23 protein-coding genes and 3 pseudogenes are annotated in these 26374 nt (G+C 64.1%); 8 read left to right on the plus strand and 18 right to left on the minus strand.

What is annotated here, in order from left to right:
* Positions 1-54 precede the first annotated feature (54 nt).
* A pseudogene (locus AC1DXU_RS12345) lies at positions 55-1761 on the plus strand (type I secretion system permease/ATPase); the annotation flags it as partial.
* Here the strand turns inward: AC1DXU_RS12345 and AC1DXU_RS12350 are convergent.
* Positions 1755-1865: pseudogene (locus AC1DXU_RS12350) on the minus strand (uroporphyrinogen decarboxylase); the annotation flags it as partial. The pseudogenes AC1DXU_RS12345 and AC1DXU_RS12350 sit on opposite strands and share 7 nt — an antisense overlap.
* Before the next feature lie 33 nt (positions 1866-1898).
* On the opposite strand from AC1DXU_RS12350, the gene AC1DXU_RS12355 reads away from it, so the two are divergent.
* Positions 1899-3230: an HlyD family type I secretion periplasmic adaptor subunit gene (locus AC1DXU_RS12355; RefSeq protein ID WP_477368662.1), complete on the plus strand. Its 1332-nt coding sequence runs from the start codon at positions 1899-1901 to the stop codon at positions 3228-3230.
* Positions 3231-3284: 54 nt separating this feature from the next.
* Here AC1DXU_RS12355 and AC1DXU_RS12360 read toward each other — a convergent pair whose 3' ends face one another.
* On the minus strand, positions 3285-4118 hold the full coding sequence (locus AC1DXU_RS12360) for an amidohydrolase family protein (RefSeq protein WP_477368664.1): 834 nt from the start codon (positions 4116-4118) through the stop codon (positions 3285-3287).
* A 210-nt stretch (positions 4119-4328) separates the two neighbouring features.
* On the opposite strand from AC1DXU_RS12360, the gene AC1DXU_RS12365 reads away from it, so the two are divergent.
* Both AC1DXU_RS12365 and AC1DXU_RS12370 read left to right on the plus strand, forming a co-directional pair.
* Entirely contained in the window at positions 4329-4874 is a 546-nt protein-coding gene (locus tag AC1DXU_RS12365) for a cupin domain-containing protein (protein ID WP_477315559.1), read from the plus strand.
* A complete protein-coding gene (locus AC1DXU_RS12370; protein WP_477368667.1) occupies positions 4868-5908 on the plus strand; it encodes a glycosyltransferase family 2 protein in 1041 nt (346 codons plus the stop codon). The genes AC1DXU_RS12365 and AC1DXU_RS12370 overlap by 7 nt, the downstream gene beginning before the upstream one ends.
* 49 nt (positions 5909-5957) lie before the next feature.
* Here the strand turns inward: AC1DXU_RS12370 and AC1DXU_RS12375 are convergent, their stop codons facing one another.
* From AC1DXU_RS12375 to AC1DXU_RS12410, 8 genes and pseudogenes are all read right to left on the minus strand, one after another.
* Positions 5958-6623, minus strand: coding sequence for a ThuA domain-containing protein (locus tag AC1DXU_RS12375; protein ID WP_477368670.1), 666 nt, complete (start codon positions 6621-6623; stop codon positions 5958-5960).
* 10 nt (positions 6624-6633) lie between these two features.
* Positions 6634-7731: a Gfo/Idh/MocA family protein gene (locus AC1DXU_RS12380; RefSeq protein WP_477368673.1), complete on the minus strand. Its 1098-nt coding sequence runs from the start codon at positions 7729-7731 to the stop codon at positions 6634-6636.
* A gap of 99 nt (positions 7732-7830) precedes the next feature.
* Complete coding sequence (locus tag AC1DXU_RS12385; RefSeq protein WP_477368675.1) at positions 7831-8823, minus strand: ABC transporter ATP-binding protein; 993 nt, start codon at positions 8821-8823, stop codon at positions 7831-7833.
* Positions 8820-9842, minus strand: a complete 1023-nt coding sequence (locus AC1DXU_RS12390; protein ID WP_477368677.1) for an ABC transporter ATP-binding protein — start codon at positions 9840-9842, stop codon at positions 8820-8822. The genes AC1DXU_RS12385 and AC1DXU_RS12390 overlap by 4 nt, the downstream gene beginning before the upstream one ends.
* Positions 9832-10806, minus strand: a complete 975-nt coding sequence (locus AC1DXU_RS12395) for an ABC transporter permease (RefSeq protein WP_477368680.1) — start codon at positions 10804-10806, stop codon at positions 9832-9834. The genes AC1DXU_RS12390 and AC1DXU_RS12395 overlap by 11 nt, the downstream gene beginning before the upstream one ends.
* Positions 10806-11339 carry an ABC transporter permease gene (locus tag AC1DXU_RS12400; RefSeq protein ID WP_477368683.1) on the minus strand — a complete coding sequence of 178 codons (534 nt, stop codon included), beginning with the start codon at positions 11337-11339 and terminating at the stop codon, positions 10806-10808. Before AC1DXU_RS12400 ends, AC1DXU_RS12395 begins: the two co-directional genes overlap by 1 nt.
* A gap of 379 nt (positions 11340-11718) precedes the next feature.
* A pseudogene (locus AC1DXU_RS12405) lies at positions 11719-11835 on the minus strand (ABC transporter permease); the annotation flags it as partial.
* 107 nt (positions 11836-11942) lie between these two features.
* Positions 11943-13616 carry an ABC transporter substrate-binding protein gene (locus AC1DXU_RS12410; protein WP_477368686.1) on the minus strand — a complete coding sequence of 558 codons (1674 nt, stop codon included), beginning with the start codon at positions 13614-13616 and terminating at the stop codon, positions 11943-11945.
* A 306-nt stretch (positions 13617-13922) separates the two neighbouring features.
* On the opposite strand from AC1DXU_RS12410, the gene AC1DXU_RS12415 reads away from it, so the two are divergent.
* Entirely contained in the window at positions 13923-14648 is a 726-nt protein-coding gene (locus AC1DXU_RS12415) for a LuxR family transcriptional regulator (protein ID WP_477315541.1), read from the plus strand.
* Positions 14649-14796: 148 nt separating this feature from the next.
* A complete protein-coding gene (locus AC1DXU_RS12420) occupies positions 14797-15696 on the plus strand; it encodes a proline iminopeptidase-family hydrolase (RefSeq protein WP_477368689.1) in 900 nt (299 codons plus the stop codon).
* Between the two features lie 17 nt (positions 15697-15713).
* Here the strand turns inward: AC1DXU_RS12420 and AC1DXU_RS12425 are convergent, their stop codons facing one another.
* The 4 genes from AC1DXU_RS12425 to AC1DXU_RS12440 are packed head-to-tail and all read right to left on the minus strand — an operon-like array spanning position 15714 to position 19647.
* Entirely contained in the window at positions 15714-16895 is a 1182-nt protein-coding gene (locus AC1DXU_RS12425) for a hypothetical protein (protein WP_477368692.1), read from the minus strand.
* A 32-nt stretch (positions 16896-16927) separates the two neighbouring features.
* Positions 16928-17938: a succinylglutamate desuccinylase/aspartoacylase family protein gene (locus AC1DXU_RS12430; protein ID WP_477368695.1), complete on the minus strand. Its 1011-nt coding sequence runs from the start codon at positions 17936-17938 to the stop codon at positions 16928-16930.
* A 2-nt stretch (positions 17939-17940) separates the two neighbouring features.
* Complete coding sequence (locus AC1DXU_RS12435) at positions 17941-18285, minus strand: RidA family protein (RefSeq protein WP_477315533.1); 345 nt, start codon at positions 18283-18285, stop codon at positions 17941-17943.
* Positions 18286-18324: 39 nt separating this feature from the next.
* Positions 18325-19647 (minus strand): alanine racemase, encoded by a 1323-nt coding sequence (locus AC1DXU_RS12440; RefSeq protein ID WP_477368698.1) that lies wholly within the window; start codon positions 19645-19647, stop codon positions 18325-18327.
* A gap of 70 nt (positions 19648-19717) precedes the next feature.
* Here AC1DXU_RS12440 and AC1DXU_RS12445 point away from each other — a divergent pair, with 70 nt between their 5' ends.
* Positions 19718-20659, plus strand: coding sequence for an amidohydrolase family protein (locus AC1DXU_RS12445; RefSeq protein WP_477368700.1), 942 nt, complete (start codon positions 19718-19720; stop codon positions 20657-20659).
* On the opposite strand, the gene AC1DXU_RS12450 is transcribed toward AC1DXU_RS12445, so the two are convergent.
* From AC1DXU_RS12450 to AC1DXU_RS12465, 4 genes are read right to left on the minus strand one after another with little or no spacing between them, the layout of a single operon-like run.
* Positions 20633-21604, minus strand: a complete 972-nt coding sequence (locus AC1DXU_RS12450; protein WP_477368703.1) for an ABC transporter permease — start codon at positions 21602-21604, stop codon at positions 20633-20635. The two genes, AC1DXU_RS12445 and AC1DXU_RS12450, sit on opposite strands and share 27 nt — an antisense overlap.
* Complete coding sequence (locus tag AC1DXU_RS12455; protein WP_477368706.1) at positions 21601-22566, minus strand: ABC transporter permease; 966 nt, start codon at positions 22564-22566, stop codon at positions 21601-21603. Before AC1DXU_RS12455 ends, AC1DXU_RS12450 begins: the two co-directional genes overlap by 4 nt.
* The gene (locus tag AC1DXU_RS12460) at positions 22563-24062 is read right to left on the minus strand and encodes a sugar ABC transporter ATP-binding protein (protein WP_477368708.1); all 1500 of its coding nucleotides are present in this window, start codon (positions 24060-24062) and stop codon (positions 22563-22565) included. Before AC1DXU_RS12460 ends, AC1DXU_RS12455 begins: the two co-directional genes overlap by 4 nt.
* Before the next feature lie 27 nt (positions 24063-24089).
* Positions 24090-25142 (minus strand): substrate-binding domain-containing protein, encoded by a 1053-nt coding sequence (locus tag AC1DXU_RS12465; RefSeq protein ID WP_477368711.1) that lies wholly within the window; start codon positions 25140-25142, stop codon positions 24090-24092.
* Positions 25143-25382: 240 nt separating this feature from the next.
* On the opposite strand from AC1DXU_RS12465, the gene AC1DXU_RS12470 reads away from it, so the two are divergent.
* Positions 25383-26174 carry an IclR family transcriptional regulator gene (locus AC1DXU_RS12470; RefSeq protein WP_477368713.1) on the plus strand — a complete coding sequence of 264 codons (792 nt, stop codon included), beginning with the start codon at positions 25383-25385 and terminating at the stop codon, positions 26172-26174.
* Positions 26175-26374 lie beyond the last annotated feature (200 nt).

Genomic DNA, 26374 nt, shown 5'->3' on the forward strand with positions numbered 1-26374 from the left:
CCCGTACCGCGGTCTCTTGCCCGAGATGTCATCCCGCACACCAGAGACACAATGATGAAAACCAAGCAACAGCCCACTGCCCTGCAAGTGGTGATGAAAGAGGCCAGGCGCGCCATCCGGCCGCTTGTCTGGTTCAGCGGCGGTATCAACATGCTGATGCTGACCGGGGCTCTTTATATGCTCCAGGTCTACCACCGCGTACTCGGCAGCCATAGTCTGGAGACGCTGGTGATGCTGTCGCTGATGGCGGCGGGGGCACTCGCGACAATGGCGGGGTTGGAGGTGGTGCGGGGGCGTCTTCTGGCTAAAGTCGGAGCGTGGATGAGCGCGCGGTTGGCACCGGTTCTGCTGACCGCATCGGTGGAATACGCCGCTTGTGCCCCCGGTCAGCTTAACGCGCGACCACTGCGCGACCTCGACCAAGTACGAAATTTCTTCACCAGCCCGAGCATCTTCCCGATCCTCGACGCGCCCTGGGCACCGATCTTCTTTGCCACCATTTTCCTCATGCACCCCTGGCTGGGCTGGCTGGCACTCTGCGGCGGGCTCGTGCTGTTCGCACTCGCTTTGCTGAACGAGTACATCACCCGCAAACCGTTGACGGAGGCCACAAGCGCACAGTCGCGGGCCTACGTGCAGGCTGAGGCGGCGATCCGCAACGCCGAGGTCGTGCAGGCGATGGGCATGTTGAAGCCCCTGCTGGAGGCCTGGAAGGCCCAGCAGGACGAGGCAAACAAAGGACAAGTTCTTGCCGCCAACCGGGGCGGCGTCATCACGGCCATCGCACGTTGCCACCGCCTGGCCCTCCAGATGGCCATCCTCGGCCTCGGCGCCTATCTGGTATTGCAGAACGAGGCCTCACCCGGCATCATGATCTCCGCCTCAATCCTGATGGGGCGCGCGTTGGCACCGGTCGAGCAAGCGATCGCCACGTGGAAGGCGACGGTCGGGGCACGCGCCGCTTACAAGCGTCTTACAGCGGTCGCCGGTCAATACCCAGAGGTCAAGCCGGTGCTGCCGTTGCCTCGTCCGAAAGGTAAGTTCGAGGCCGAAAACATCACGCTCGGCCGACAGGGCGGTGAGCCAATCCTGAAGGGGATCAGTTTCCAACTCAGCCCCGGCGAATCGATGGCACTGATCGGCCCAAGCGGGGCCGGCAAGACCAGCCTGGCGCGAGTACTGGCCGGCGCCTGGCGTCCATCTGGTGGTCGCGCGCTGCTCGACGGCATGAATGTCGCCGAATGGGCGGCGGAGGACCGGGGCCGGTACGTCGGCTACCTGCCGCAGGACATCGAGCTCTTTGCCGGCACAGTCTCAGATAACATCGCCCGCTTTGCGACTGTCAACCCAACGGTCTTCAAGCACGTGGTCAGGGCCGCGCAGTTGGCGGGCGTCCACGAACTGATCAAGGGACTGCCGAAAGGCTACGCCACCGAGATCGGCGAGGCGGGCGCAATTCTGTCAGGCGGGCAACGCCAGCGTATCGGGTTGGCACGGGCGCTCTACGGCGACCCCGCAATCCTTATCCTTGACGAACCCAACTCCAACCTCGACCACGAGGGCGAGGAGGCATTGATCGCCGCCCTCGGCGTGGTCAAGGCGACGAAAACAACCGTTATCCTGATTGCGCACCGACCGAACATGATGGAGAAGGTAGACAAGATATTGGTCCTCAACCGGGGCCAACAAGAGCTCTACGGTCCACGTGACTACGTCTTCAATGAACTCGCCGCGCGCATCCGCAAGGTAAATCAAATACCAGCGAGTCCGATGCCAGAAATCTCCGCCGCCGTGATCGGCGTCAGCAACGGTCCACTTCCCTCTTCGAAGCGTGCGTCGCGTCCAAGCGCATTGGGCACGACCATAGTGGCGAACCAGGCATGACGATGAGAACAGACATGAACGTCGTGCCGTTGCCACTCCCGCCACCCTCCCTGCTGGAACCGGTACCTCTGCGTCTGACCGGCGTGACGTGTACCGGCTTCGCGATCATGTTCCTGTTCTTCGGCGTGGCCGGGGGCTGGGCGGCGCTGGCGCCTCTAGACAGCGCCGCAGTGGCGCCGGGCGTTATCAAGGTCGCCGGCGACCGCAAGCTCATCCAGCACCTCGAGGGTGGCATCATCGCGGAGTTGAACGCCGCCAACGGCGATATCGTCAAGGCGGGCAAGATCCTGATCCGACTCGACGACACACAGCCAAAGGCGCAGCTCGACCTGATCCAGAACCGGATAGCAACGCGTGAGGCGCTCGCCGCGCGGCTCAGGGCTGAGCGTGACGGCAAGGCCGAGATCGAGTTTGATCCGGCATTCCTCGCAAGCCCCGCCAGCGCAGCAAAGGACGCGGTGGCCGCACAGCGTGACGTGTTCGCGGCGAAACACCACAACTTGGCGGACGAGCGGGAGATTCTCGGCCAACGCCGTCACCAAAGCGAAGACGAGATAGCGGGACTGCAGCAGCTTATCGTCACCGAGGACAAGCAGATCGAGGCAATCGAGAGTGAAAACAAGGACCTGGAGAGCCTGCTCAAGAAGGGGCTGACCACCCGCGAGCGGAACCTGTTGCTCAGGCGACAACAGCGGGAAATCGAGGGGGAGCGCGCTACCAACGTAGCGGCAATCGCTCGTGCCAGAAGCGCAATGGCCGAGATCGACATGCAAATCCTGAACCTCAACACAGTGCGGCTGAACGAGGCCGTCGAGGATTTGAGCAAGGTCGAGGCGGAGTTGTTCGACCTCGGACAGCAGGAGCGTTCCGCCAAGGACGTGCTTGCCCGTACCAATGTCGTTGCCCCGGTTGACGGCATCGTCATGGACCTGAAGGTCCATACGGCTGGCGGTGTCGTGAAACCCGGTGAAACCTTGATGACGGTCGTGCCGCTCGGACAACAACTCGTGGTCGAGGCCATGGTCAAGCCGGAGGACGTCGAGACCATCGCCCCTGGACAGCCCGCGCGCGTCAGCTTCCCCGCCTTCGCCCGCTACAACCTGCCGCCGCTCGACGGCGTCGTGGAGATCGTGTCGGCCGACCGCATGACGGAGGAGCGCAGCGGGGCGCCGTATTTCGCCGCGACAGTGCTGATCGACAACAGCGAGCTCACTAAGCTGGAAGGCCGCAAGCTGCTGCCCGGCATGTCGAGCGAGACGATGATCCGGACGGGTGCTCGCACCGTGCTTTCTTACCTCGCTGAGCCGATCACGCAGAACTTCCGCCGAGCGATGCGGGAGAAATAGCCGCAGGCCGCCCAACGGTACGCGCTACCGACGGGCGAGCGCTGTTCGATCGCCTTACAAACTCCACATCCGCTTGGCGTTGGCGGAGAGCAGCTTCGTCCGTTCGTCGGTGCTTGTTCCGCCAAGCAGCGCATGCGTGGTCGCGACCCAGGTCGCAAGGCCGCCGCCAAGCGTGCAGACCGGCCAGTCGCTGCCCCAGACGACGCGGTCCCAGCCGAAGCAGCCGATGGTGTGTTCGACATAGGGACGCAGCGTCTCGACGGTCCATGACCCGGCGGCATAGGCGACCACGCCGGAAATCTTGCCAATGACATTGGGGCGCCGCGCAATGTCAGCCATATGCTCGCGCCACGGATGCTCAGCCGCGCTCTTGATGTCGGGCACGCCGCAATGGTCGAGCACGAACTGCACATCCGGAGCGAGGTCCACGAGCGCGATTGCGATCGGGATCTGGTGCGGCAGGACGACGAGATCGAAGGTCAAGCCGGTGCCGGCGAGCCGCTTGATGTTTTCGCGAAACAACGCGGCTTGCGAAAGCTCGTCCGGCATGACGTGGAGCACGCGGCGAAACCCCTTGACGAAGGGATCGGTCCGCTGGCGCTCAAGATAGGCGGCAAAGCCGGGCTCCTCCGGACGGCAGGAGGCAAACGCGCCGCGCAGCAAACTGCCTTCTTTAAGCGACTGTGCCTTCACATAGCTGGTTTCGGCCTGGATGTCGGCCGGGTCGACATCGACCTCCATGTGCAAGGCAGCCTCGATGCCGGCACGGCGGGCCTGGGTCGCGTATTCGTCGTGCGAGTGGTCGCGGTTGAGCGCCGGCACGCCGGCGAGCCAGGGATAGCGCAGTGCTGTGAGGTCGATCAGGTGCAGATGGGTGTCGACGATCATGACGCGCTTTCCTCCTTGGCGATTTCAAGCCATCGCACGGAGAAATTCTTCGTTCAAACGGGAATTCACTTCGAGCAACCAATTTCGGAAGCGGAACTGGGGGCACGGTCGCAGGCGGCCGTCCCAACAGCCCTAAGTCTTGCCGTTGAAAGATGTCCAGAGAAGCGCAAGAGTGCCCGTCGCAATTCAATCGGCTGATGGGGTGAGTCTATGGTGCAGAATATTCTCGAGAAGACGTTGGCTGGAGCGAAGAAGGATCAGGAGACGGTTCGATCCGGCGAGCCGATCGACAAGGCCCCCGACGGCGTGACGTTTCACGACATGACCGCTCACCTCGACGACCGGGGAAGCGTCACCGAAATCTACGACACCCGCTGGAATTGGCACCCCGATCCGCTGGTCTTTTGTTACATGTTTACCATTCGACCAAGAACGGTGAAGGGTTGGGCGCTGCACAAGCTACACGAAGATCGATACTTCGTTGTCGATGGCGAAATGGAGGTCGTCCTGTATGACCCAAGGCCCGAGTCGAGCACCTGCGGACAGGTATTTCGGATTGTTCTGTCTTCGGCCCGGCCTCGCCTGATGAATATTCCCAGATTCGTCTGGCATGCGGACCACAACATCGGCACGAGGGACGTTAGAGCAATCAATTTCCCTACAATGCAGTATGACCACGCCAATCCCGACAAATACCGGCTGCCGTTGGATACCGATTTGATCCCAGTCGACTTTGGCGGCCTCAAGGGATGGTAGACGCTCCGCCGCTCTTCAGCGTCCTGATGCCGACCCACAATCGTCCCGACTCTCTTGCCTATGCCATCCAGTCGGTGCTGGCGCAGACGGAGCAATCGTTCGAGCTTCTGGTCGTTGGCGATGGCGCAGGCCCGGAAACCGCGGCGGTCGTGAGCAGCTTTTCCGACCCGCGCGTTCGTTGGTTCAATTTCCCCAAGGCGCCTCACTTTGGCTATGCCAATCGAAATCTGGCGCTTCGATCGTCGCGGGGGGAATTGGTGGCCTTCGCCTCGGACGATGACCTGATGATGCCGGATCATCTTGCGCTCATGCGCGGCCAATTCGTCGATCCGTCGGTGGCGCTTGTCTACGGCCAGGTCCTCTGGGTCTCGACCGACGGCATCTGCGGCCCCGATCTGACGAACCTGTTCTTTCCCGACGAGCAACGCAATTTCATGGCGAGAGGAAATACCCTGGCGGCAGGAGGCGTCGTCTATCGCGCCAGCGCTCTTGCGGAGCGGACGGTGTGGCCAGAAGATGTGAACGGGGTGGGAGACTGGGAGATCTGGCGTCGTATCGTACTCACAAAGGGCGTCGCCGCCGTGCGACACCTTCGCCTTCCCGTATGCCTGCATTTCTCGGCCAAGCGGAAGAACGCCAGAGACTCCGGATTCCCAAGGCTGACAGGGTTCATCAAAGCGTGTGAGACGTCGATCTGGTATCCGGCGCCACTACGGGTCGCCATTCCGACAGGACACCCGGAACAAAAGGTCTTCTGGGACATCATGTCCGTCGATCCCGATGGCTGGACCGCGCTCATTCGGGAAGCAGCAGCCGACGCCGTCAACCGACTTGCGCTCGACCGTCTCGAAGCCCTGATCGCGCCTGAGCCGACGCCGCCGCCTGCCGCTGACGACCAGGTGCGGGCGCTTGCGGTGGAAGTGCAGGGGCTTTCCACAGAACGAGATGCTTTGAAAATGGAACTGGAGGCGTTCAAGCGCTCGAAGAGCTGGCGTTGGACTGCCCCGTTGCGGCAACTGAGAAGGTACCTGTAGTATTGCGCGAGAGCATGGCGAAGGGCGTGCGTACTCCGTCCCCACTGCCTCAGACTGACGACTGTCCCGGCACCCGGCTGGCCCAAAGGGCGCCGCGCTCGAAGATTGTGCGCATCTGCGGCACATCGAACTCATCGGCGGTGTGGCCGAGTGCACTGTAAAAAACGCGGCCCTTGCCGTAGCGCCGCTTCCAGACCACAGGCATGACGACACCATCGATGAAGTCGAGGTGTTCGCCGGTAAAAGTCGTCGTCGCCAGCACCTCGTTGGTCGGGTCGACATGCATGTAATACTGCTCCGAACGGTAGGCGAAATTGCCGATGCCCTGGACGATCGGATCGTCTGACCTGGTGATGTCGACGTGATAGTCGATGATGTTGCCGGGGTGCGCCACCCACTGGCCGCCGGTCATGAACTGGTATTCCGTCTCGTTGCGAAAACTGTCGCACATGGTGCCGTGAAAACCGGCAAGGCCGGTTCCGCCCCGGACCGCATGGGTGAGGTTTTCCAGTTCCGGTTTTTCGATCGTCGTCATGGTGATCACCGGAACGATGAGGTCGAGCCCGGCAAGCTGCGGATCGGCGAGTGCCGAGGTGCCCTGCTCCAGGCGCACGTCGAAGCCGTGCCCGGTCAGGATCTCCTTGACGATCCCGGCGCTGCTTGCCGGGGTGTGACCTTCCCAGCCGCCCCAGAAAATCAGTGCTGTCCTGGCCATGATGTTGTTCCTATTCCAGAATTCCGAAAGGCAGGTCGGCGCGCATCGGCGCTGGCTTGCCGCAGCCATGCTTCAAATCGATACGCTGCCCGCTCTCTGCCGAACGGATGATCTGTTCCATGATCTCCAGGACATGCAGGGAAAGCTCAAGGCTGGCGCGGTGCTGCCGGCCCGACACGATCGCCTGCGCCATGTCGGCAAGGCCGAGGATGCGGTAGTTGCCGTCGCCATAGGCATGGATCTGATCGGCCAGCGTCCAGTCGCCCTTGCGCAGACTGGTCCTGATGTCGCCCTGGAACTGGTTCGGATCGGAGACGATCATCGAGCCTGACGTGCCGTAGAGCTCAATGTGATTGTGTTCATGCTTCCAGACGTCGAAGCTCGTGGTGATCGAAACCGCCGCCCCGTTCTCGAACGCCAGCAGGCCGGAAATGTGGGTCGGCACCTCGACATCGATGGTCTGGCCCTGGCGGGGTCCAGAGCCGATGGTGCGGGTGGCGTAGGATGACTTCGCCTGCCCGGTCACCGATTTCACCGGCCCGAGAAGATTGACCAGGCAGGTCAGGTAATAGGGACCCATGTCGAGCATCGGCCCGCCGCCGGGCTGATAGTAGAAATCCGGGTTCGGATGCCAGAGTTCGTGCCCAGCCACCTGCATGAAGGCCGAGCCGGCGACGATCGTGCCAATGGTCTCTTCGTCGACCAGCCGGCGTGCCGTCTGGTGCGAGCCGCCAAGAAAAGTATCGGGGGCACAGCCGACGCGCACGCCCTTTTCGCTCGCGGCCGCAACCAGCCGCTCCGCGTCAGCGAGCGTCGTTGCCAGCGGCTTTTCCGAATAGACATGCTTGCCTTGCGCCACAGCCTGCAGGTCGACCGGCACGTGATGCTGCGGCGTCGTCAAATTGAGCACGATCTCGACGCGCGGATCGGCAAGCAGCGCCTCGACGGTCATCGCCACCAGGCCGTAGGCCTGCGCCTTGGCTTCGGCAGCCGCCGGGCTGATGTCGGCGACGCCGACAATGTCGAGCACCGGAAATTTCGGCGATGCCTTCAGATAGGCGTCCGAAATGTTGCCACAGCCAATGATGCCGATACCAATTTTTCGCAAGGTCTTCTCCCAGCTGCGCCGCGACATTGATAGGGAAGCCAAACTGATTTGTCTCCCCTTTCCCGCCAGCGATGGCTCGGACAGGCGTTCATCCACACCCTACCCGTTCAGCGGATGATGACAGGCAACCAGGCGCCCGTCGCCGATGCTGCGCAGCAACGGACGCTCGCTGCGGCAGACCGAGGTGGCGGCCGGGCAACGGGTGTGGAAGCGGCAACCGGAGGGTGGGTTCATCGGGCTCGGCAGATCGCCTTTCAGCACCATACGCGCGCCCCGCGTCCGATCGACGCTTGGTATCGGCACAGCGGAACGCAGTGCCGCGGTGTAGTGGTGGGCGGGTGCTGAAAAGACCGGATCGGTCGGCCCGCTCTCGACGATCGATCCCAGATACATGACCGCCACGCGCGTCGAGATCTGCCGCACCACCGAGAGATCGTGGGCGATGAAGACATAGGTCAGGTTGAACTCTTCGCGCAGATCGGCGAGCAGGTTGACGATCTGCGCCTGGATCGACACGTCGAGCGCCGAGACCGGCTCGTCGGCCACGATCAGTCGTGGCCTGAGCGCCAGCGCGCGGGCAATGCCGATACGCTGCCGCTGGCCGCCCGAGAATTCGTGCGGATAGCGCGACGCGTGCTCGGGGGAGAGATCGACCCGGCGCAAAAGTTCGGCGACGCGGTCGGCCATTTCCGCCGCCGAGAGGCGCTCATGGATACGGAACGGATCGGCCAGGAGATCGCCGACCCGCCGGCGTGGGTTGAGCGAGGCGCTGGGATCCTGAAAGACCATCTGCATCTGCCGTCGCAGCGGGCGCAGCTGCCGCTGCGACGCCTCGGAAATATCGCGGCCCTCGAATTCGAGCGAGCCCGAGGTAATGTCGGTCAGGCGCACCAGGCAGCGGCCAAGCGTGGACTTGCCGCAACCGGACTCGCCGACAATGCCAAGGGTTTCGCCCGGCCAGATATCGAGTGAAATCTGGTCGACCGCCTGGACTGTCCGGCGCTGCGCCGGGAAAATCGAGCGACCGACGTGGTAGTGTTTCGACAGGTCGCCGGCGCGAAGCAGCGGGCGCTCTCGCGGCGCGGCATTCATGGTTGCGCCTCCAGGCTCACAACCTTGCGGATATTGAATTTTTTGCGCTGCGCCTCCGGCAAGACGCAAGCGGCACGATGACGGGCTCCGCTCATCGGCGGCGGCTGGACCAGGCAGGCATCGTGGCGAAAGCTGCAGCGCGGTTCGAAGGCGCAACCTTGCGGCAGATTGGCGAGCGACGGCGGAACGCCCGGGATGGCCGCGAGCCGGGCCGGACGCGCGCCGTCCATCGGCGGGATCGAGCCGAATAGCCCCCATGTATAGGGATGGAGCGGCGTGCGGAAGACGCTGTTCTTGCCACCCTCTTCGACGAAGCGGCCGCCATACATGACCAGCACCCGGTCGGCGACTTCGGCAACGACGCCAAGATCATGCGTGACCAGGATCACCGCCGAGCCGAACTCGTCACGCAGCCGCCCGATCAGTTCGAGAATCTGCGCCTGCACGGTCACATCGAGCGCCGTGGTCGGTTCGTCGGCGACGAGCAGCGCGGGATTGCACGACAGCGCCATGGCGATCACCGCACGCTGGCGCATGCCGCCGGAAAGCTGGTGCGGATAGCCGTCGACGACGCGATCGGGATTGGCGATGCCGACCGCATCGAGCAATTGCACCGCCCTCGCCCGCGCCGCTCGCACTGATACCTTTTCATGCGCGCGCACCTGCTCGCCGATCTGGTTGCCGATCGTATGCACCGGGGTCAGCGCCGACATCGGATCCTGGAAGATCATGGCGATCTGGCGGCCGCGAATGGCATCGAGCGCCCGCCGCCTGAGCCCGACAAGCTCCTGTCCCATGAAGCGGATCGAGCCGGAGACGACCGCCTTGGGGCTGTCGATCAGGCCCATGATGGCCAGAAGCGTCTGGCTTTTGCCGGAGCCGGATTCGCCGACGACGCCGACGATCTCACGCTGCTCGACAGTGAACGAAACACCGCCCACCGCCCGCACCAAACCCTCGTCGCTGCGGAAGGAAACGGTGAGGTCTTCGACGACCAGAAGGGGAGCATCAGCGGGCATCGCGCGCCCTCGGATCGATGAAGACGAAGACGATGTCGACGACGAAGTTTGCCATCACGACGAAGAAGGCGGCGTAGATCACCGTGGCCAGGATCATAGGCAGATCAAGCGTCTGCAGCGCCTCATAGGTCAGTTTGCCGACGCCTTGCAGTCCGAAGACCACTTCGGTCAGCAGCGCGCCGCCACCGACCAGGGCGCCGAAATCGAGGCCGAACATGGTGACGAAGGCGACCAGCGAGGTCCTCAGGCCATGGTGCAGCAGCACCCGCCGCTCGCCGATGCCCTTGGCGCGGGCGGTGCGGATGAAATCCTCCTGCATCATCTCGATCAGGCTTGCCCGCAGCACCCGGCCGTAGAGGCCAACATAGAGGGTCGCCAGCGTGAACCACGGAATGATCAGTGCTTTGAACCAGCCCCAGGGATCCTCGGTCAGCGGGATGTAACCGAGCGGCGGAACCCAGGAAAACAGCCATGTATCGTGCCAGCGGCTCTGGGTCAGAAGGTTGGCGACCTCGCCCAGCCAGAACACCGGAATGGAGACACCGACCAGGCTCAGGATCATCAGCGCCCGATCGATGAAGGTGCCGCGCGTCGCGCCGGCAATCACGCCGACGATCAATCCGCCAAGCACCCACAGCACCGCAGCGCCGCCGACCAGCGACAGCGTGACGGGAATGGCGCTGATCACCGTGGGAACCACCTGCTGGCCGCGATTGACGAAGGAGGTGAGGTCGCGGCTGATGAAAAGCCGGTTCATCATCAGCCCGTATTGCACCGGCAAGGGCCGGTCGAGACCGAAATCGTGGCGGACCTGGATCAGGGTTTCCTGGGAGGCATTGCGGCCGGCAATGCGCGCCGAAGGATCGGCACCTGGCGTGGCAAAGAAAATCAGGAAGGCAACAATGCTGATGCCGAACATGACCAGCACCATCTGGCCGAGCCGGAAGCTGAGCGCCGCGAGCATCAGACGCCCCTCGGCGAGGATTTCGGATCGAGCGCGTCGCGCACCCCGTCGCCCAGAATGTTAAGCGCCAGCACAGTGATGACGATGGCAAGCCCGGGCGCGAGCGCCACGATCGGCCTGGAATAGAGCAGGCCCTGGCCGTCCTGGATGATCGTGCCCCAGCTGGCATCCGGCGGCTGCACGCCGATCGACAGGAACGACAGCGAGGATTCCGTCATCATGTTGAGCGCCAGGATCAGCGGCACGAAGACGATGACGCGCGTCACCACATTGGGCATGATGTCGCGCAACAGGATGCGCCAGGGCGAGGCGCCAAGCCCGATCGCCGCGGTGACGAATTCGGCATGCATCAAGGTCAGCACATGGCCGCGGATCGGCCGCGCCACATAGGGCACATAGACGATGCCGATGATGAACACCGGCAGCCACAGGCTGCCGGAGCGGATTTCGAGCGGACCTATCCAGATGCTCTGTGCAATCAGCACAATCGACAGCGAGATCGCCAGCAGGAAGATCGGGAAGGCCCACAGCACGTCGAGAAATACGCGACAGGCCGATGTCGACAAGGCCGCCGAAGAAGCCGGAGATAACGCCGAGAAATGTCGCCAGGACGAGACACAGCACAGCCGCGGCGCCCGAGATCAGCAGCGAATCCCGTCCGCCGTAAAGCAGCCGCGCCGCAACATCACGGCCCTGGTTGTCGGCACCGAGCAGATAGGGGCCGATGCGCCAGTTCGGGCCTATCGGCGTCATGCCAAGGCCGAGCCCTTCGGTGGAGGGCTGCAGCACCGGCTGGCTCACACCATCGATGACGATCTCGCCGTTGAGATTGGTAACGAACGGATCGGTGTGGGAGACGTATTGCGCATAAACCGGCGCCGCCAGCGAGGCGATGACGATGACGACAAGCACGGCGAAGGCGGCTGTCGCCGAGCGATCGTCTTTCAGCTTGCGCCAGGCCGTGCGCCAGGGGCCCTGCGAGGCGCGGCGGACCGGAATGGCGGGCTGGTCCGCTATGACATTGACCATGAACAGGATTGCCTAAGAAAAATCTCGACCGGAAAGATGCGCCGAACCGGCGCAAAAAGAAATGCGACGGAGCGCCGATGGCGCACCGTCGCATTGCATCTCGGAGATCACTCGACCCAGGACTGGCTGACGATCCAGTAGAATTGCGGACTGAAGGTGAAGTTCTTCACTCGGGACGAAATGACATCGACGCGCTTGGGCGTGAACAGCACGGCGACCGGCGCCTTGTCCGTTACCGCCTTGTCGATGGCGGTCCACAGTGCCGCGCCCTTGGCCGGGTCGGCGATGGTCGCCGTCTCAGCCTCGGCCATCGATGCGTCGATCGCCTTGTCGCAGAAGCCCGAAATGTTGACCGACGCATCCGAGCCCGGCGTGAACGAGGCGCAGCTGAACAGCACGTCGAGGAAATCGGATGGCGCCGGGTAATCCTGGAACCATTGCGAGATCGAAATCTGCACCTTGTTGTTGGTGTTCTGGATGTAGGTGAACTGGATGTTCTGCGAGATCGGCTTGACCGATGTCTTGTAGCCAAGCTGGGTGAGCACGTCCTGCAGGTAGACGCCGATCGCCTTGGAGACGGTGGTGTCCTCGGTGATGATCGTCACCTCCTGGCCGGCGGTTCCCGAGTCAGCGACCAGCTGCTTGGCCTTTTCCATATCCGGCGCCGACCACTTTTCGCCGGGGTTGGCGCTGAACGGGCAATAGGGCGCATAGGACGGGAAATCCGGCGGCAGGATCTGGCAGGCCGGCTGCGCCAGATTGCTGCCGCCAAACAGCTTGACGATGGCGGCGCGGTCGATGGCGAAGTTCACCGCCTGGCGGACGCGGATGTCGTTGAACGGCGCCAGATTGTTGTTCATCGGCGCATACCACATCGCCGTCAGCGGATGCACCGAGACCTGCTTGGCGTATTTGGTGCCGAGCTCGGCCAGACGATCGGCCGGCGGCGGGTCGAACATCCAGTCGGCCTGGCCGTTCTCGACCGCCGTCACCGCGGCTTCGTCGGTGAGGCCGAATTCATAGTCGATCTCGTCGGGATAGCCGGCCGGCTGCGCCTCCTTGCTCCATTCCTTGAAGTGCGGGTTGCGCACGATCTTCATCAGCTTGTTGGGATCATAGCTGGCGATCATGTAAGGGCCGGTGCCAGGGATCGGGTCGGTGCCGGCATCCTTGAGCGGCGCGCTGGCCGGCAGGATCGAAGCGTGTGGAATGGCGATCTTCTGCAGGAACTCGGCATCCGGCTGGGTGAGGTTGAAGGTGATCGTGCCGGCGGCATCGTCCACCGACAGGCCACCATCGAGGGTGCAGGTGGCGGGTGTCTTCAGGCACACATCGGCACCGACGATGCCGTTGTAGAGAGTGCCGGTCGTCGGCCCGCTGATCTTGAAGATGCGCTGGAACGACGCCACCACATCCTTGCTGGTGAGATCCGAGCCGTCGGCGAACTTGATGCCCTTGCGCAGCTTGAAGATGTAGGTTTTGCCGCCGTTTTCGACCTTCGGCAGGCTTTCAGCCAAGTCCGCGACGACCTCGAAGCCGGTCTTGTCGCCGACCTTCTTGTAGGTCACCAGGCCATCATAGAGAACATAGTTGAGCTGGAAATATTGCAGTGTGTAGTTGATGTGCGGATCGGCGGTGCCGGCCGCGGCGTTGGCCAGCAGCCGCAACGTGCCGCCGGGCTTGCCCTCCGCAGCGAGCGCGCTGTTCGTCGGCGACAGGATCGTCATGCCGAGCAGAGCCAGGCCGGGTATCAACGCTGCAAGTGCCTTTTGCGGTCGCATGGTTCGTGTTCCCTCATGGAAAGCGTGTCGATTTTGCCACGCTGAACGCGGTCGATCGACCATGGCGCGGCGGATACGAAAGGGTCCCGGCTGGCGGACGGCGTCCGTCTATTAGCCCAATCGCGGAAGACTACGGCCAGCCAAGCCGGACAGGATAGCTATTAAGATAGATAGGGTCGCCGACCCCATTCACGCCTATTTGTTGGGCAATCACCCAGCATGGCTATTTGACAAGCAATGACCAGTTGGTAAGTTCGCCGGATGCAGGTTTTTTCAGGGGATTTAGAGAGCCTGTTCCGGACAGGGATGAGCGTCGACGCTGCCATGGCGGCGGCGACCGGTGTGCTGGAGTCCATCGGCTTCACCTCGTTCATCTACGACTATACGCCGGTGCCCGTCAGCCATAAGGGCGATTTGATCACGCCCTCGCTGATGGCGCTGCGCAACGTGCCGCGCGACATGCAGGATCTCTGGTGCAAGGGCGGGTATTATCAGCTTGACCCGGTGCAGGAAGCCGCGCTGGCCGTGTCGCGGCCGTTCCTGTGGTCGCACAAAGGCGTCCAGAGCAGCGTCATGCAGCGCGTGCTGCAGTCGAGGCACGCGCCGGTGGTCAGCTATCTGCTCGACACAAGGATGACCTGCGGCATTACCGTGCCCATTCGTCTGGCCGGCGGCGACCTTGCCACCTTCACCGCCATCCGCGCCGATCCCGAGGCCGGCTTCGAGGCCGAAGCCAGACACTTCATCGCCGAGATCGGCGATCTCGGCCATCTCCTGCACGATTCCGTCTATGCCGGTTTCGACGAGGGCACCCGCACCTGCCAATATGTCCATCTGACGGCGCGTGAGCGCCAGTGCCTGCGCCTCGCCGCGGCCGGGCTGACGGCAAAGCAAGTGGCGCGCGAGATCGGCCGCACGGTGCCGACCGCAACGCTGCACCTCAATGCGGCGACGCGCAAACTTGGCGCCAAAAACCGCTTCCACGCCATCGCGCTGGCCGCCCACTACCGGCTGCTCGAACCGGAGCACTGAGGCGAAGGCCCCTGATCACCGCCAGGGCAAACCTATAAATAGTGCTAGCTGTAATTGCGCGGGGTCACTGAGTACCGTCTGCCGCAAAACAAGGCTTGGGAGGCTCCGTCATTTGGTTCCTGCCGCGCCATGATGCGGAGTTCGGACGATGACGGCAGCTACGACCACCGAAGGATTCAGCGACTACAAGGGCTACCGCACCTGGTACCGGGTGACCGGGGATCTCGTCTCGGACAGACTGCCGCTGGTCGTCGCTCATGGCGGCCCCGGCTGCACCCACGATTATGTCGATTCCTTCAAGGAGCTTGCCGGAACCGGACGGGCCGTCATTCACTACGATCAGATCGGCAACGGCAAATCGACCCATCTGCCCGACAAGGGCGGTGACTTCTGGACCGTCGACTTCTTCCTCGGCGAACTCGACGCGCTGCTCGCCCATATCGGTATTGCCGGCCGCTACGCGCTGCTTGGCCAATCCTGGGGCGGCATGCTGTCGGCCGAGCATGCGGTGCGGCGACCCGACGGGTTGAAGGCCCTGATCCTGGCCAATTCACTGGCTTCGATGGCGCTGTGGGTGGCAGGCGCGCGGCGATTGCGCGCGGAACTTCCGGCGGATGTGCAAAGCGCGCTCGACCGGCACGAGGCCGACGGAACCACCGATCATCCAGACTATGTCGCGGCAACCAAGGCCTTCTACGACCGCCATGTCTGTCGCGTCGTTCCCAATCCGCCCGAAGTCGTCAGGACATTTGCGGCCATCGAGGCGGATCCGACCGTCTATCACACCATGAACGGACCCAACGAATTCCACGTCATCGGCACCATGCGCAACTGGACCATCGTCGATCGCCTGCAACTGATCGAGGCGCCGACGCTGGCCTTCCGCGGATTTTACGACGAAGCGACCGAGGCCTGCGTGCAGCCGTTTCTCGATCGCATTCCTGACGTCGAAGGCATGGTCTTCCCGAATTCCAGCCACATGCCGCATGTCGAAGAGAAGGACGACTGCCTCGCCGCCGTCGGTCGCTTTCTGGCCAAACACGACTGACGTTTCGCGCCTTCTGCTCAGCCAGAGAGCGCTGCGCCCACCCAGTCGAGCCGCGCCGCCGGGACAAGGCCGTAATTGTAGAAATTGATGCCGTCGACAGCCGGCGCCAGCGCCGGCTTGACCTTGGCGGCGAGCGCTTCGAGGCCGGCCATTTCCGGATAGAACAGCCGGTAGCCGGTGCCGAGGAATTTTTCCGCGCTCAGTGCCGCACGGCCGGCGGCCATCAGGCTGGCGACATCGCCGGCCTGCATGTCGTAGGCACACAGGATCGCCCCGTCGCAGACCTTGCCGAGCGCTTCGAGATCGCAGCCGCCGAGCCAGCCGTCTTTCAGATCGATGATGACGACACGCGTCGTAGGATCGGCCACCTCGCGCAATTCGGCGACAAGGCTGGTCACCGGCTCGAACCGCCAGAGCAAATAGGCATGGAGCTCTGGCCATGGCGCAAAGACGTCGAGGCCGCTGGCGGGAAAATCGGGAAAGCGCCGTTGCGGCACCGCACGCTCACAGGTCTCGACGATCCATTGCCTGGTGAGCTTGCGTGCCGCCTCGCCGTCGACGCCGGCTTTTGCGGCGCGGGCGACGCAGGACGGACAGAAGCACAGCGACAAAAGAAAATCGTCTTCCGGCGTCAGCCCGACACCGTCCTTCTCGTGATGATATTCGTGGGCGAAGCCCATGAAGGACGGGCTTTCAAGTTCGATCCTGTCCGGCCGGTAGCTGTGCGAAATGTCGGCGACCAGCGCGCGGACATAGGCGCGCGCATCGGGATGCGACGGGCAGAGATTGTAGTAATTGGCATCGCCAAAAGCGTTGCGGGTGACGGCCTGCGGATGCAGCATGCCGAGGCGGGTGTTGTGCAGGCAGACGGTCCAGCACGAAACGCCGAGCCCGCCAGCATCGCGCCGGCGGATAAGGTTGCCAAGCACGTCGCCGCCCTCCGTGATCACGTCAGCCACCTTGGGCTGGATGGCGAGGCTTCCCCAGCGCGCCGGGGTCGGCTTGAAGTAGATGGTGCCGTCCTCCGGGAAATAGGCCTTGCGGCGCTGGCTGCGCGGCTGCAGGAAGCGCCCGGCATGATAGGACGTCGCCAAGCTGATCATGTTGAGCCCGGCGCGCTCGACAAGATCGCGTTCGACCGTCTCCAGGCCGAGATCCCTGACATCCCAGGGGTAGGTCCACATGGACAGTTGCTGCATGGAATATCCTCAGTCTTGATCCTGGTATGGCTTCAGCCGTTGACCGGTTCGGCGACCTGCATCAAGCAGTCTCCGGCCTCGCACATGGTGTGCAGCCGGCGTGACAGCACGATGCCGCTTTCGGCGAAGTGCAGCGCTTCCTCGGCAACATCGAGCCGTTCGAGATCGTGATACCAGCCAGCCAATTGTCCTGAAGTCACACTGTCGCCCAGCTTGACGGCGGGTTCGAACCAGCCGCGGCGGGTGGCATAGAGGCCCTGGCTGTGCCGGGACAGCGACAGCAGCCGTGTCGGCGCCGAAGGCTTTTCGCCTGCGCCAAGAACCGGCGCGTCGACAACGCCCAACGCAAACATCAGACCGTCGAGCGCGCGGGCGGTGATCGCCATCGAATCGACCGTAGCGGTACCACCGCCGCCGAATTCGCCGCTGACGCCGATGGCTCCCGCCCGGCGCGCTGCACCCATCGAGGTCGGCGAAGCCTGGCCGTTGTCGGCGACGAAGCCGTAGGGCATGCCGAGCGTGCGCATCAGCTCGACGCCACGCCGATGGCGCTCGGGATCGGCATTGCGCTCGACCAGTGCAGTCGGCAAATGTTCCATCGATGTGCCGCCTGAATGGACGTCGAAGACGACATCATGGCGCGGGAACAATTCCGTCTCCAGGAAATTGGCGAGACGGCTTGTCGGCGTGCCCGAGGGGTCGCCGGGAAAGGCGCGGTTGAGATTGCCGCCATCGAGCGGCGAACAGCGCTTGGCGGCCATCACCGCCGGGGCGTTGACCATCGGCATGATGGTGACGCGACCCTTGATGCGCTTCGGATCGAGCCGGCGCACCAGTCTGGCCAGCGACAGCTCGCCCTCATATTCGTCGCCGTGATTGCCGGCCATTAGAAGCAGCGACGGGCCGTCGCCATTGCGGATGAGGCAGATCGGCACCTTGACCTGGAAATAGGGCGAGCGGTCGATCGAGAACGGAATGCTGAGATGGCTAAGCGTCTTGCCGTCGCGGTCGAAGTCGAGCGTGTGGGCGAGGCCGGTGTGCATGGCTAGACCGCCGCGACCGCGGTGATTTCGATGCGCAGATCGGGATCGGCGAGACGCGCCTCGACACAGGCGCGCGCCGGCAGGCGCTGCGGGTCGATCCAGGCATCGTAGATGCTGTTCATGGCCTCGAAATCGCCGATCTGCGGCAGGAAGATGTTGACCGCCACCAGCTTCGACTTGCTGCTGCCGGCCTCGACCAGCAGCGCCTCGACCTTGGCCAGCACGTCGCTGGTCTGGCTCTCGATCCCGGCCTTGCGGTCATTGGCCACCTGACCGGCTATGTGGACGAGGCCGCCATAGACGACAGCCTGCGACATGCGCGAGCCGGACTGAAAATACTTGATCATATCGGATCCTTTCGAGGTTCTCTTTTTTGGGGGATCTGGTCAGCCGAACCAGGTGGGAAAAGCGTGGCGGACATAGCCGGTGGCGTCGACGCCGAAGATCACGCGATAGCGGTCGAGGCAGGTGCAGGGATGCGAGATGCCTAATTCGACGACGTCGCCGACGGCGATGTCGTCGCTCGGCGCAATCGACAGGAAGGCGTGCTGGTCATTGAGTTTTATCACGTCAGCGCGCGCCGCCGGCATGGGCAGCGGCTTGCCGGCACGGAAGACGGTGAGCAGCGTTGGAAAGCCCTGGTCGAACGACACGTCGCGCATGCCCATGCCGCAGATGACGAGGCCGGGCTCCGGCCGCGACAGCACTTCGGCCCACAGCCGCAGAGCGGGTCGAAACGAATGTCGCGCCGAAGCGCTGATGCCGCCAATGGCAAAACCCTTGCGGGCATCGAGCGCGCCGAGCGAGCGGTCATAGGTGCCATGGTCGTGGAAGAAGATGGCGCCGCTGCGCAGCACCAGCGTCGCATTGCCGTCGCTGAACACTACAGGCGAAAGTGCCGCGACCACCCTGTCGAAGAAGACCGAGCCGCCGGCGGTGGCGATCAGCGGCGCGTGGCCGACGCGGGCGCGCAGCCGCAGGAACATGTCGGCGGTCATTGCCAGCAGGCCGGATATCACCTCGTCGGTGCGGCCGGGGTCGGGTTGCGCAGCGGCTCCCTCATAGGTCGCGACGCCGGCGATCTTGAGCCGCCCGCCGGCAGCCGTGATCGCATCGGCGATGGCCTCGGCTTGCGCGGTGGTGCGGGCGCCCGCCCTGCCCGCGCCGAGTTCGACAAGCACGCGCAACGGCGCCAGCGCCGCGTTGGCGCGCCAGGCCTCGGCAAGCGCGTTCACGGCATCGACCGAGTCGGCAAAGACATAGAGCTCGGCTTTTGGCCAGGCACCGGCAAGCACGGCCAGCCGGCTTGCGCCGCCTGACCCGCCAACCTCATTGGCGATGATCAGCCGCGTCAGGCCGGCCTTGAGCATCACTGTCGCCTGCCTGATGTCGGCGACGGTGGTGCCCCATGCTCCGGCCTCGACCAGCGACCGGGCAAGGTCGGGCGCCATCGGCGTCTTGGCATGTGGAGCAATCGCAACATTGTGTTCGCGCGCATGGCGCAGGAACAGGTCGCGGTTGGCGGCGAAGGCCGCCTCGTCGAGGGTCAGCACCGGCAGCGCCATGCGTCCATCGGCAGGATGCCAGTGCTCGGCTGCGACAAGGCTGCTGTCCAGCCCGGAGGTGCCGGGCGGCACGCCGCGGATGCGGTCGTCCAGCCGAAAATTTTCGCGCACGACAAGCGGTGGGACCGGTGAGTTTTCAGTCATCCGATGCTAACCCTTTCACCGTCGCAGAACGAAGCCGGGATCGATGCCGGCCGCAGTATGAGAGAGACGCGTGCCAGAACCTTACGCCGGACCGATCATCGACGCCCACCATCATCTGTGGGATCTCGGTTTGGGACGGCATCCCTGGCTCGCCACCACTGCCGGCGAGCGCGGCGGCTTGGGCGAGCTTGGTCCGTTGCGGCAAAACTATCTTCCGCAGAACTATGCGCGAGACGCCGGCAAGCACAATGTCGTCGCCACGGTGCATGTCGAAGCCGGCTGGGCGAGCGACGACTGCGTCGGTGAAACGCGCTGGCTGGAAACACTCGACAAATCGCGCGGCGTCGCCGACCGCTACGTCGTTCACGTCCCGCTTGCCGACCGCCAGGCGCAGGCCTTGATCGAGGCGCAAGCGGCATTCGAGCGTGTCGTCGGCGTGCGCGACATATTGAGCTGGGATCCCGACCCGGCCCGCCGCTTTGCGGCCCGCGACGGCATCATGGACGATCCGACCTGGCGCGCCGGCCTTGCCTTGCTTGGCCGGCATCGGCTGGCCTTCGACCTGATGGTGTTTCCGCGCCAGCTCGCCAGCGCGGCGCGGCTTGCCGCGACCTTCCCCGATCAGCAATTCGTTCTCAACCATTGCGGCAGCCCGATCGACCGTGACGCCGACGGCATGCAGGCGTGGCGCGACGGGCTGCGGCTTCTGGCGGAGCGCGACAACGTCGCCATCAAGATCTCGGACCTGGTCGCCTACGATCATGACTGGACGCTCGACAGTCTGAGGCTGGTGGTCCTGCAATGCATCGACTGTTTCGGCACCGGGCGCGCCATGTTCGGCAGCGACTTTCCGGTCGCCGGTCTGCACGCCTCGTTCGACGAGGTATACGACAGCTTCAAGACCATCACAGCGGACTTTTCCGCCGACGAGCAGACGGCGCTGTTCTTCGGCAACACAAAGCGCATCTATCGGCTGGACGATGTGTCATCGGCGCGCCTGTTCCCGGCCTGAGAGCAGCAGCAGGCCGAGGATCAGCGAACCGAACAGGATGCTGCGCCAGCCGGGCGATGCGTTGACGACGGTGATCAGCGCGGTGATGGTGACCAGCAGGATGGCTCCGGGGATGGTGCCGGCATAGGTGCCGAGCCCGCCGAGGATCGAGGTGCCGCCGAGCACCACGGCGGCGATCGAGGCCAGCAGATAGGGATCGCCGATGCCGACATAGCCCTGTCCGTTCATGCCCAGCACCAGCACGCCGGCAAGGCCCGAACAGAAGCCGCTGATGCCATAGACCGCGAGCGTCGTCGACGTGACCGGAACCCCGGACAGGGCCGCCGCGAGCGGATTGGCGCCCATGGCGAAGATCCGCGCGCCAAGCGATGTCGCATGCATCGTCATCAACACGATGACGGAGACGACCACCCACAAAAGCACGCCGGCCGGAATCCCGGCCGGTCGCGCATTGCCGAGCCAGTGGACCAGCGGGTTCTCGGCGGTCACCGCACTGCCGCCGGCGATGATGATCAACAGGCCCTGCAGGAATGTCGCCATGGCCAATGTCATGATCATCGGGTGGACGCGCAGCAGCGCGACGCCGAGCCCGTTGACCAGGCCGATTGCCGTCGTCAGGACAAGAACGGCAAGTATGGCGGTGAGGCCGGTCGGGTCCGCTTGCCACGACAACAGCGGCAGGCTGACGGCGCTGACGGTGACGATGGCCGCGACGGAAAGGTCGATGCCGCCGGCGATCACCACGAAGGTCTGGCCTGCGGCGACAAGGCCGATGATGGCGCCCAGCTCGACCAGATAGCGCAAATGGCCGTAGGCGCCGAAGCCACGCGAAACGAAGCTCGCGACGATCCAGACCGCAGCAACGATGGCAACGGTGAGGAACGGCCGGCTGCGCAGGACCGCCAAGGCGCGTTTGCCGCCTGCGCTCTCAGTCCATGCTGTCATTGCTGCACCTTGCGGAATTGCGGGATGGCGACCGCCCCGATGATGATCAGGCCCTGGGCGACATATTGGGCGACCGGCGTGAAGCCGAGGAAGAACATGACGCTGATCATCAGGCTGAGCAGCAGGCTGCCGGCAAGCGCGCCGCGCATCGTGCCCTGGCCGCCGAGGAAGCCGATGCCGCCAAGCACGGCGGCGGCAATCGAGTTCAGCGTGAAGGCGGCACCGATGACCGGATCGCCCGAACCGGTCTGCGCGGCGACGAACAGGCCTGCACCGGTGGAGAGCAGGCCGCTGATCGCATAGGCCGCGATGCGCGCGCCATCGACCGGCACGCCGGAGCGATAGGCGCCGACTGGATTCTCGCCGGCGGCATAGAGGCTCAAGCCAAGCGGCGTGGCGAGGTAGAGCTTCCACAGCAAGACGATGAGCACCAGCAGCACGAATGCCGCCGGCGTGTTGCCGGCCAGCAGGTCGGACAGCCACGCCGGAATGGCGCCGCCGGGTCGTGGCAGGATGAGCAGTGCGGCGCCGCCGATGATGAAGGACCCGGCGAGCGTCACCACGATCGCCGGCAAGCGAAGCCGCACCACGATGAAGCCGGTAACGGCGCCGATGCCGAGGCCGGTCAGCGCCACCGCGGCCGTGCCGCCGGCGACGCCCAGCGGTCCGGCCATCGTCGTCGCGGCGATGACCGCGCCGAGGCTGACAGTGGCGCCGATGGCCAGGCTGATGCCGCCGGTGAGCATCAGGATCGCCTGCGCCATGGCGACCAGCGCCAGCGGAAACCAGCTCTGGGTGAATTTGGCGAAACCGGAGGCGGTGAACAGGCCAGGAAACAGGACGCCATAGGCGACGAGGAACACCAGGACGACGGCAAACAGGCTGCGCACGCCGACATTGCGGCGCGCTTGTACCGGCCAGTAGAGCGCGCCGGTCTTTCTTGCGGAAAGAAATGTGTTCATGCCGCAACCTTCCGCTGTTCGGCACCCATCGCGGCAGAAACGATGGCTTCCTCGCTCAGCGCTCCGCGTTCGAGCATGGCGACGATGCGACCTTCGCGGACCACGGCGACGCGGTCGCAAAGGTGGACCAGTTCGGGCGTGTCGGAACTGAGCAGAACCACGGCCTTGCCGGCGGCGGCGAAGTTGCGCAGCATCATGTAGATCTCACGCTTTGTTTCGACGTCGACGCCGCGCGTCGGATCGTTGAGGAGAAGCACCAGCGGGTCGTGCGGCATCCATTTGGCCAGCGCCACTTTCTGCTGGTTGCCACCCGACAGCGCCTGCGCCGCCCGGCCAAGGTCGCCCTTGATGCCAAGCTGGGCGGCAAGGCCTGTTGCCGTCTCGCGCTCGGCGCGGCGGCTGCGCAGTTTCAACGCCGGCAGCCTGGCGAAGGCGGGCAGCATCATGTTGGTGATGATGGGATGGATCAGATGCAGGCCTTCACGCTTGCGGTCGGCCGGCACATAGGCGAGGCCTGCCGCGTTGGCTTTCGGCACGCCGCCCGGCAGGCCGGAGGCGCCGTTGACGGTCGCCGATGCCGTGCGGGCCGGAATGGCGCCGTAGAGACCGAGCAGCAGATCTTCCTGGCCCTGCCCGACCAGGCCGCCGATGCCGAGCACTTCGCCCGTCCTGATGTCGAGATCGACGTCATGCATCAGGCCGGCTGCAAATTTGCGGACAGAGATGGCGTCGGCAGGTGAAGTCGAGGGCTGCCATTGCGGAAAGAGGTCACCGGGGTCGCGGCCGACCATCAGCCGCACCAGCCCGGTGGCGTCGGTTCCTTCCAGGCTGCGGTCGGCCGTGCAGGTGCCGTCCTTCAGAACGGTGACGTGCTGGCACAGTGCCATGACTTCGTTCAGCCGGTGCGAGATGTAAAGAATGGCGATGCCTTCGCTGCGCAAACGCTGCAGCAGATCGGTGAGGATTTTCGTTTCGGTTGCCGACAGCGACGAGGTCGGCTCGTCGAGAATGAGCACGCGCGGCCGGCGGTAGAGCGCCTTGGCGATCTCCACCATCTGCCGGCGGCCGAGCGACAGATGCCCGACCGGCGTCGACAGCGGCTCGTGCAGCCCGACAAGATCGCACGCGGCCCTGGCTCGCGCGGCGAGCTCGCGGTAGTCGACCAGGCCGAACCGCTTGGGATAGGCGCCGAGGCCGATGTTTTCGGCGATGGAGAGACTGGCCGTCAGGCTGAGTTCCTGCTGGACGACGGCGATGCCGGCCTGCCGCGCAACGGCCGGGGTCATGCGTGAGACCGCGCGTCCATCGACCTCGATCGTCCCGCCATCCGGACGCAAAGCGCCGGACAGCAGGTTGATCAACGTGGATTTTCCGGCGCCGTTCTCGCCGAGCAGCGCATGCACGCGGCCCGGCTGGAGAGCGATGGAAACGTCGCGCAGGACGGGGTTGCCGAAGAACGACTTCGACACCCCCCGCGCTGCGAGCAGCGGAGCCATGGTTGTCAATGCTACAACCCTTCTGGCTTATTTCTGGGCCAGCAGCTTCTTGAACAGCTCTTCATCGTAGGGCGAAAAGATGTAGCCGTCAGCCGGGAAATCCTTGGCCCGGGCGAGGTATTCGTCGATGTTGGAATTGTCGATCACCGGCAGCGGGATCTTGACGAAAGCCGGCACATCCTTGCCTTCGAGCGCCTGGACGGCGGTGTAAGTGGCGAAGGCGCCGAGCCAGTTCGGCTGCATGGTCGCCCAGCTCTTCAGGCCCTTTTCCTTCCACAGTTCGAGGAACTGACGGGCGTTCTCGCCGGTTATCGGCACCTGTTCGCGGCCCTGCTTGTCGAGGGCGAGCACGGCACCGGCCGACAGCGCGCCGCCGAGCGACAGGATGCCGTTGATGTCGGGATTGGCGAAGAGCAGGCTGGTGACGGCTTCCTGGGCCGGCGCGACATTGTAGGGCGTGTTGGTCTCGGCAAGCACCGTGACATCGGGATGGGCCTTGAGCGCGGCGTCGGCGCCTTTGCGCCTGTCATCGCTGACCGAAACGCCGGCCGGGCCGTTGAGGATGAGGATCTTGCCCTTGCCGCCGATGGCGTCGATCAGGAACTTGGCCGCCTGGTCGCCCCACTGGGAGGAGTCGGTGTTGACCTTGGCGGTGACCTGATCGGTGTCAACGAGGCTGTCGAAGTTGATGATGGCGATGCCCTTGGCGCAGGCGTCGGCCAGCACGCGGGCCGGCGCGGTCGACGAACCGGCGATCAGGATGATGGCGTCGACATCGGAGTCGATCATCGACTGGATCTGCTGGATCTGGACGTTGGCGTCGCCCTGGGCGTCGGTGACGACGAGCTTGTCGACCAGCCCCTGCTTCTTCAGGGTCTCGACTTCGGCTTCGATCGTACCTTGCGTCTGCTTCATCCAGGTCGGCACGGAATAGATATTGGCCCAGCCGATCGTGTACGGCGCCTTGCGGTCGCCCTTGATGCAGTTGGCGGCGGCGTTGGCCTGCGAGGCAGCGCCGAGGCCCAGGACGAGACCGAGGCAAAGGGCGCTGGCGGATGCGAAAAACGATGATTTCATCATGATTGTTCCCTTCTGAGATTATGCCCGGACACGGCTGGTCGAGACGAAGAAAACCACCGGTTTCCGAGCTCGGAAACCGCCTGTTTTTCGTCGGGACTTTCTGCGTCAGGCTCGTTAGTTTGTCTGGTATTTCAGACAGCATGTCTGTATATCGGACAAATGGGATGCTAGTCCGAGCCTTGACATCTTTCAAGCGTCTTGAGACGAGGGCTGAAATGATTTTGTGCGGATGCGGCTGAGATGAGCGATGGCGTGATCGAAACCGAAGCCGGCGCCGAGCCGCGCAATGGCGGACGCCGCCGCGGCATCGACCGCGTCATCATGCTGCTCGAGGCGCTGCTGCGGCATCGCGCGCCGATGCGCGTCGGCGACATGGCCAAGATGATCGGCGCGCCGCGTTCGACCACCTACGAGATCGTCAACAGCCTGCTCGAGGCCGAGATGCTCGAAAATGTCGGCTCGGAAGGCTACGTCTATTTCGGACGGGCGATGCACCTGTTCGGCTGGGCCTATTCGCACCACAACGCCCACTACCGGCGCATCCTCGAGACCCTGGACAGGCTGGCCGCCGAGACCGGCGAGACCGTCCAGTTGTGCGGCCTGCGCGGCAACAAGTATGTCGTCCTCGATTGCCGGGACTCGCCCGGCCCGTTCCGCATTTCAAGCGATGTCGGGGTCGAGGTACCGATCCCGTGGACGGCGTCGGGACGGCTGCTGCTCGGCCATATGAGCGAGCAGGAGCTGAGGGATTTCATTCCGCCTGGCGACTACAAGCTTCCCGACGGCCGCGTCATTGCGCCGGCCGAGTTCTTTGCCGATGTCGCCACGGCGCACCGGCAGGGTTTCAGCGAAACCGCCGCGCTGGCCGACCGTTTTACATGGTGCATGGCGGCACCCATCCATGACGGCCATGGCGCCATCAACAAGACGCTGTGTTTCGTGTTGCCTGTCGACACGCCCGAAGCGCGGCGGACCGAGTTGCTGGCGCTGCTGCGCGAGCGCGCCCGCGGGCTGTCGCTGGCGGGAAGCTAGTCCAATCGGCGAAGCCTTTTGCGCAGGCGCACGTTTTCATACGCTGCCCTTGTGAACACGGCTTGAGCTTTTTCGCGTCAAATAATAAATTTACGCATGGAAGCTACCGAAATTCTCTGTAAACTTTCGCCTTGCAGTTGCGCGACGGCGCACCGTATGTAGGTGCCTGGGGCAGCGCCGAGGCGACCAGATACTGGATG

This window comes from Mesorhizobium sp. P3_A10 (assembly GCF_056403175.1).

Bases quoted from the DNA above. Each gene is read 5' to 3' on its own strand.
- AC1DXU_RS12355 (WP_477368662.1), top strand. From the start codon at position 1,899: ATGAACGTCGTGCCGTTGCCACTCCCGCCACCCTCCCTGCTGGAACCG.
- AC1DXU_RS12425 (WP_477368692.1), bottom strand. From the start codon at position 16,895: ATGCAGCAACTGTCCATGTGGACCTACCCCTGGGATGTCAGGGATCTC.
- AC1DXU_RS12420 (WP_477368689.1), top strand. From the start codon at position 14,797: ATGACGGCAGCTACGACCACCGAAGGATTCAGCGACTACAAGGGCTAC.
- AC1DXU_RS12360 (WP_477368664.1), bottom strand. From the start codon at position 4,118: ATGATCGTCGACACCCATCTGCACCTGATCGACCTCACAGCACTGCGC.
- AC1DXU_RS12440 (WP_477368698.1), bottom strand. From the start codon at position 19,647: ATGACTGAAAACTCACCGGTCCCACCGCTTGTCGTGCGCGAAAATTTT.
- AC1DXU_RS12390 (WP_477368677.1), bottom strand. From the start codon at position 9,842: ATGCCCGCTGATGCTCCCCTTCTGGTCGTCGAAGACCTCACCGTTTCC.
- AC1DXU_RS12470 (WP_477368713.1), top strand. From the start codon at position 25,383: ATGAGCGATGGCGTGATCGAAACCGAAGCCGGCGCCGAGCCGCGCAAT.
- AC1DXU_RS12370 (WP_477368667.1), top strand. From the start codon at position 4,868: ATGGTAGACGCTCCGCCGCTCTTCAGCGTCCTGATGCCGACCCACAAT.
- AC1DXU_RS12410 (WP_477368686.1), bottom strand. From the start codon at position 13,616: ATGCGACCGCAAAAGGCACTTGCAGCGTTGATACCCGGCCTGGCTCTG.
- AC1DXU_RS12365 (WP_477315559.1), top strand. From the start codon at position 4,329: ATGGTGCAGAATATTCTCGAGAAGACGTTGGCTGGAGCGAAGAAGGAT.
- AC1DXU_RS12430 (WP_477368695.1), bottom strand. From the start codon at position 17,938: ATGCACACCGGCCTCGCCCACACGCTCGACTTCGACCGCGACGGCAAG.
- AC1DXU_RS12385 (WP_477368675.1), bottom strand. From the start codon at position 8,823: ATGAATGCCGCGCCGCGAGAGCGCCCGCTGCTTCGCGCCGGCGACCTG.
- AC1DXU_RS12395 (WP_477368680.1), bottom strand. From the start codon at position 10,806: ATGCTCGCGGCGCTCAGCTTCCGGCTCGGCCAGATGGTGCTGGTCATG.
- AC1DXU_RS12435 (WP_477315533.1), bottom strand. From the start codon at position 18,285: ATGATCAAGTATTTTCAGTCCGGCTCGCGCATGTCGCAGGCTGTCGTC.
- AC1DXU_RS12450 (WP_477368703.1), bottom strand. From the start codon at position 21,604: ATGACAGCATGGACTGAGAGCGCAGGCGGCAAACGCGCCTTGGCGGTC.
- AC1DXU_RS12415 (WP_477315541.1), top strand. From the start codon at position 13,923: ATGAGCGTCGACGCTGCCATGGCGGCGGCGACCGGTGTGCTGGAGTCC.
- AC1DXU_RS12375 (WP_477368670.1), bottom strand. From the start codon at position 6,623: ATGGCCAGGACAGCACTGATTTTCTGGGGCGGCTGGGAAGGTCACACC.
- AC1DXU_RS12465 (WP_477368711.1), bottom strand. From the start codon at position 25,142: ATGATGAAATCATCGTTTTTCGCATCCGCCAGCGCCCTTTGCCTCGGT.
- AC1DXU_RS12460 (WP_477368708.1), bottom strand. From the start codon at position 24,062: ATGGCTCCGCTGCTCGCAGCGCGGGGGGTGTCGAAGTCGTTCTTCGGC.
- AC1DXU_RS12455 (WP_477368706.1), bottom strand. From the start codon at position 22,566: ATGAACACATTTCTTTCCGCAAGAAAGACCGGCGCGCTCTACTGGCCG.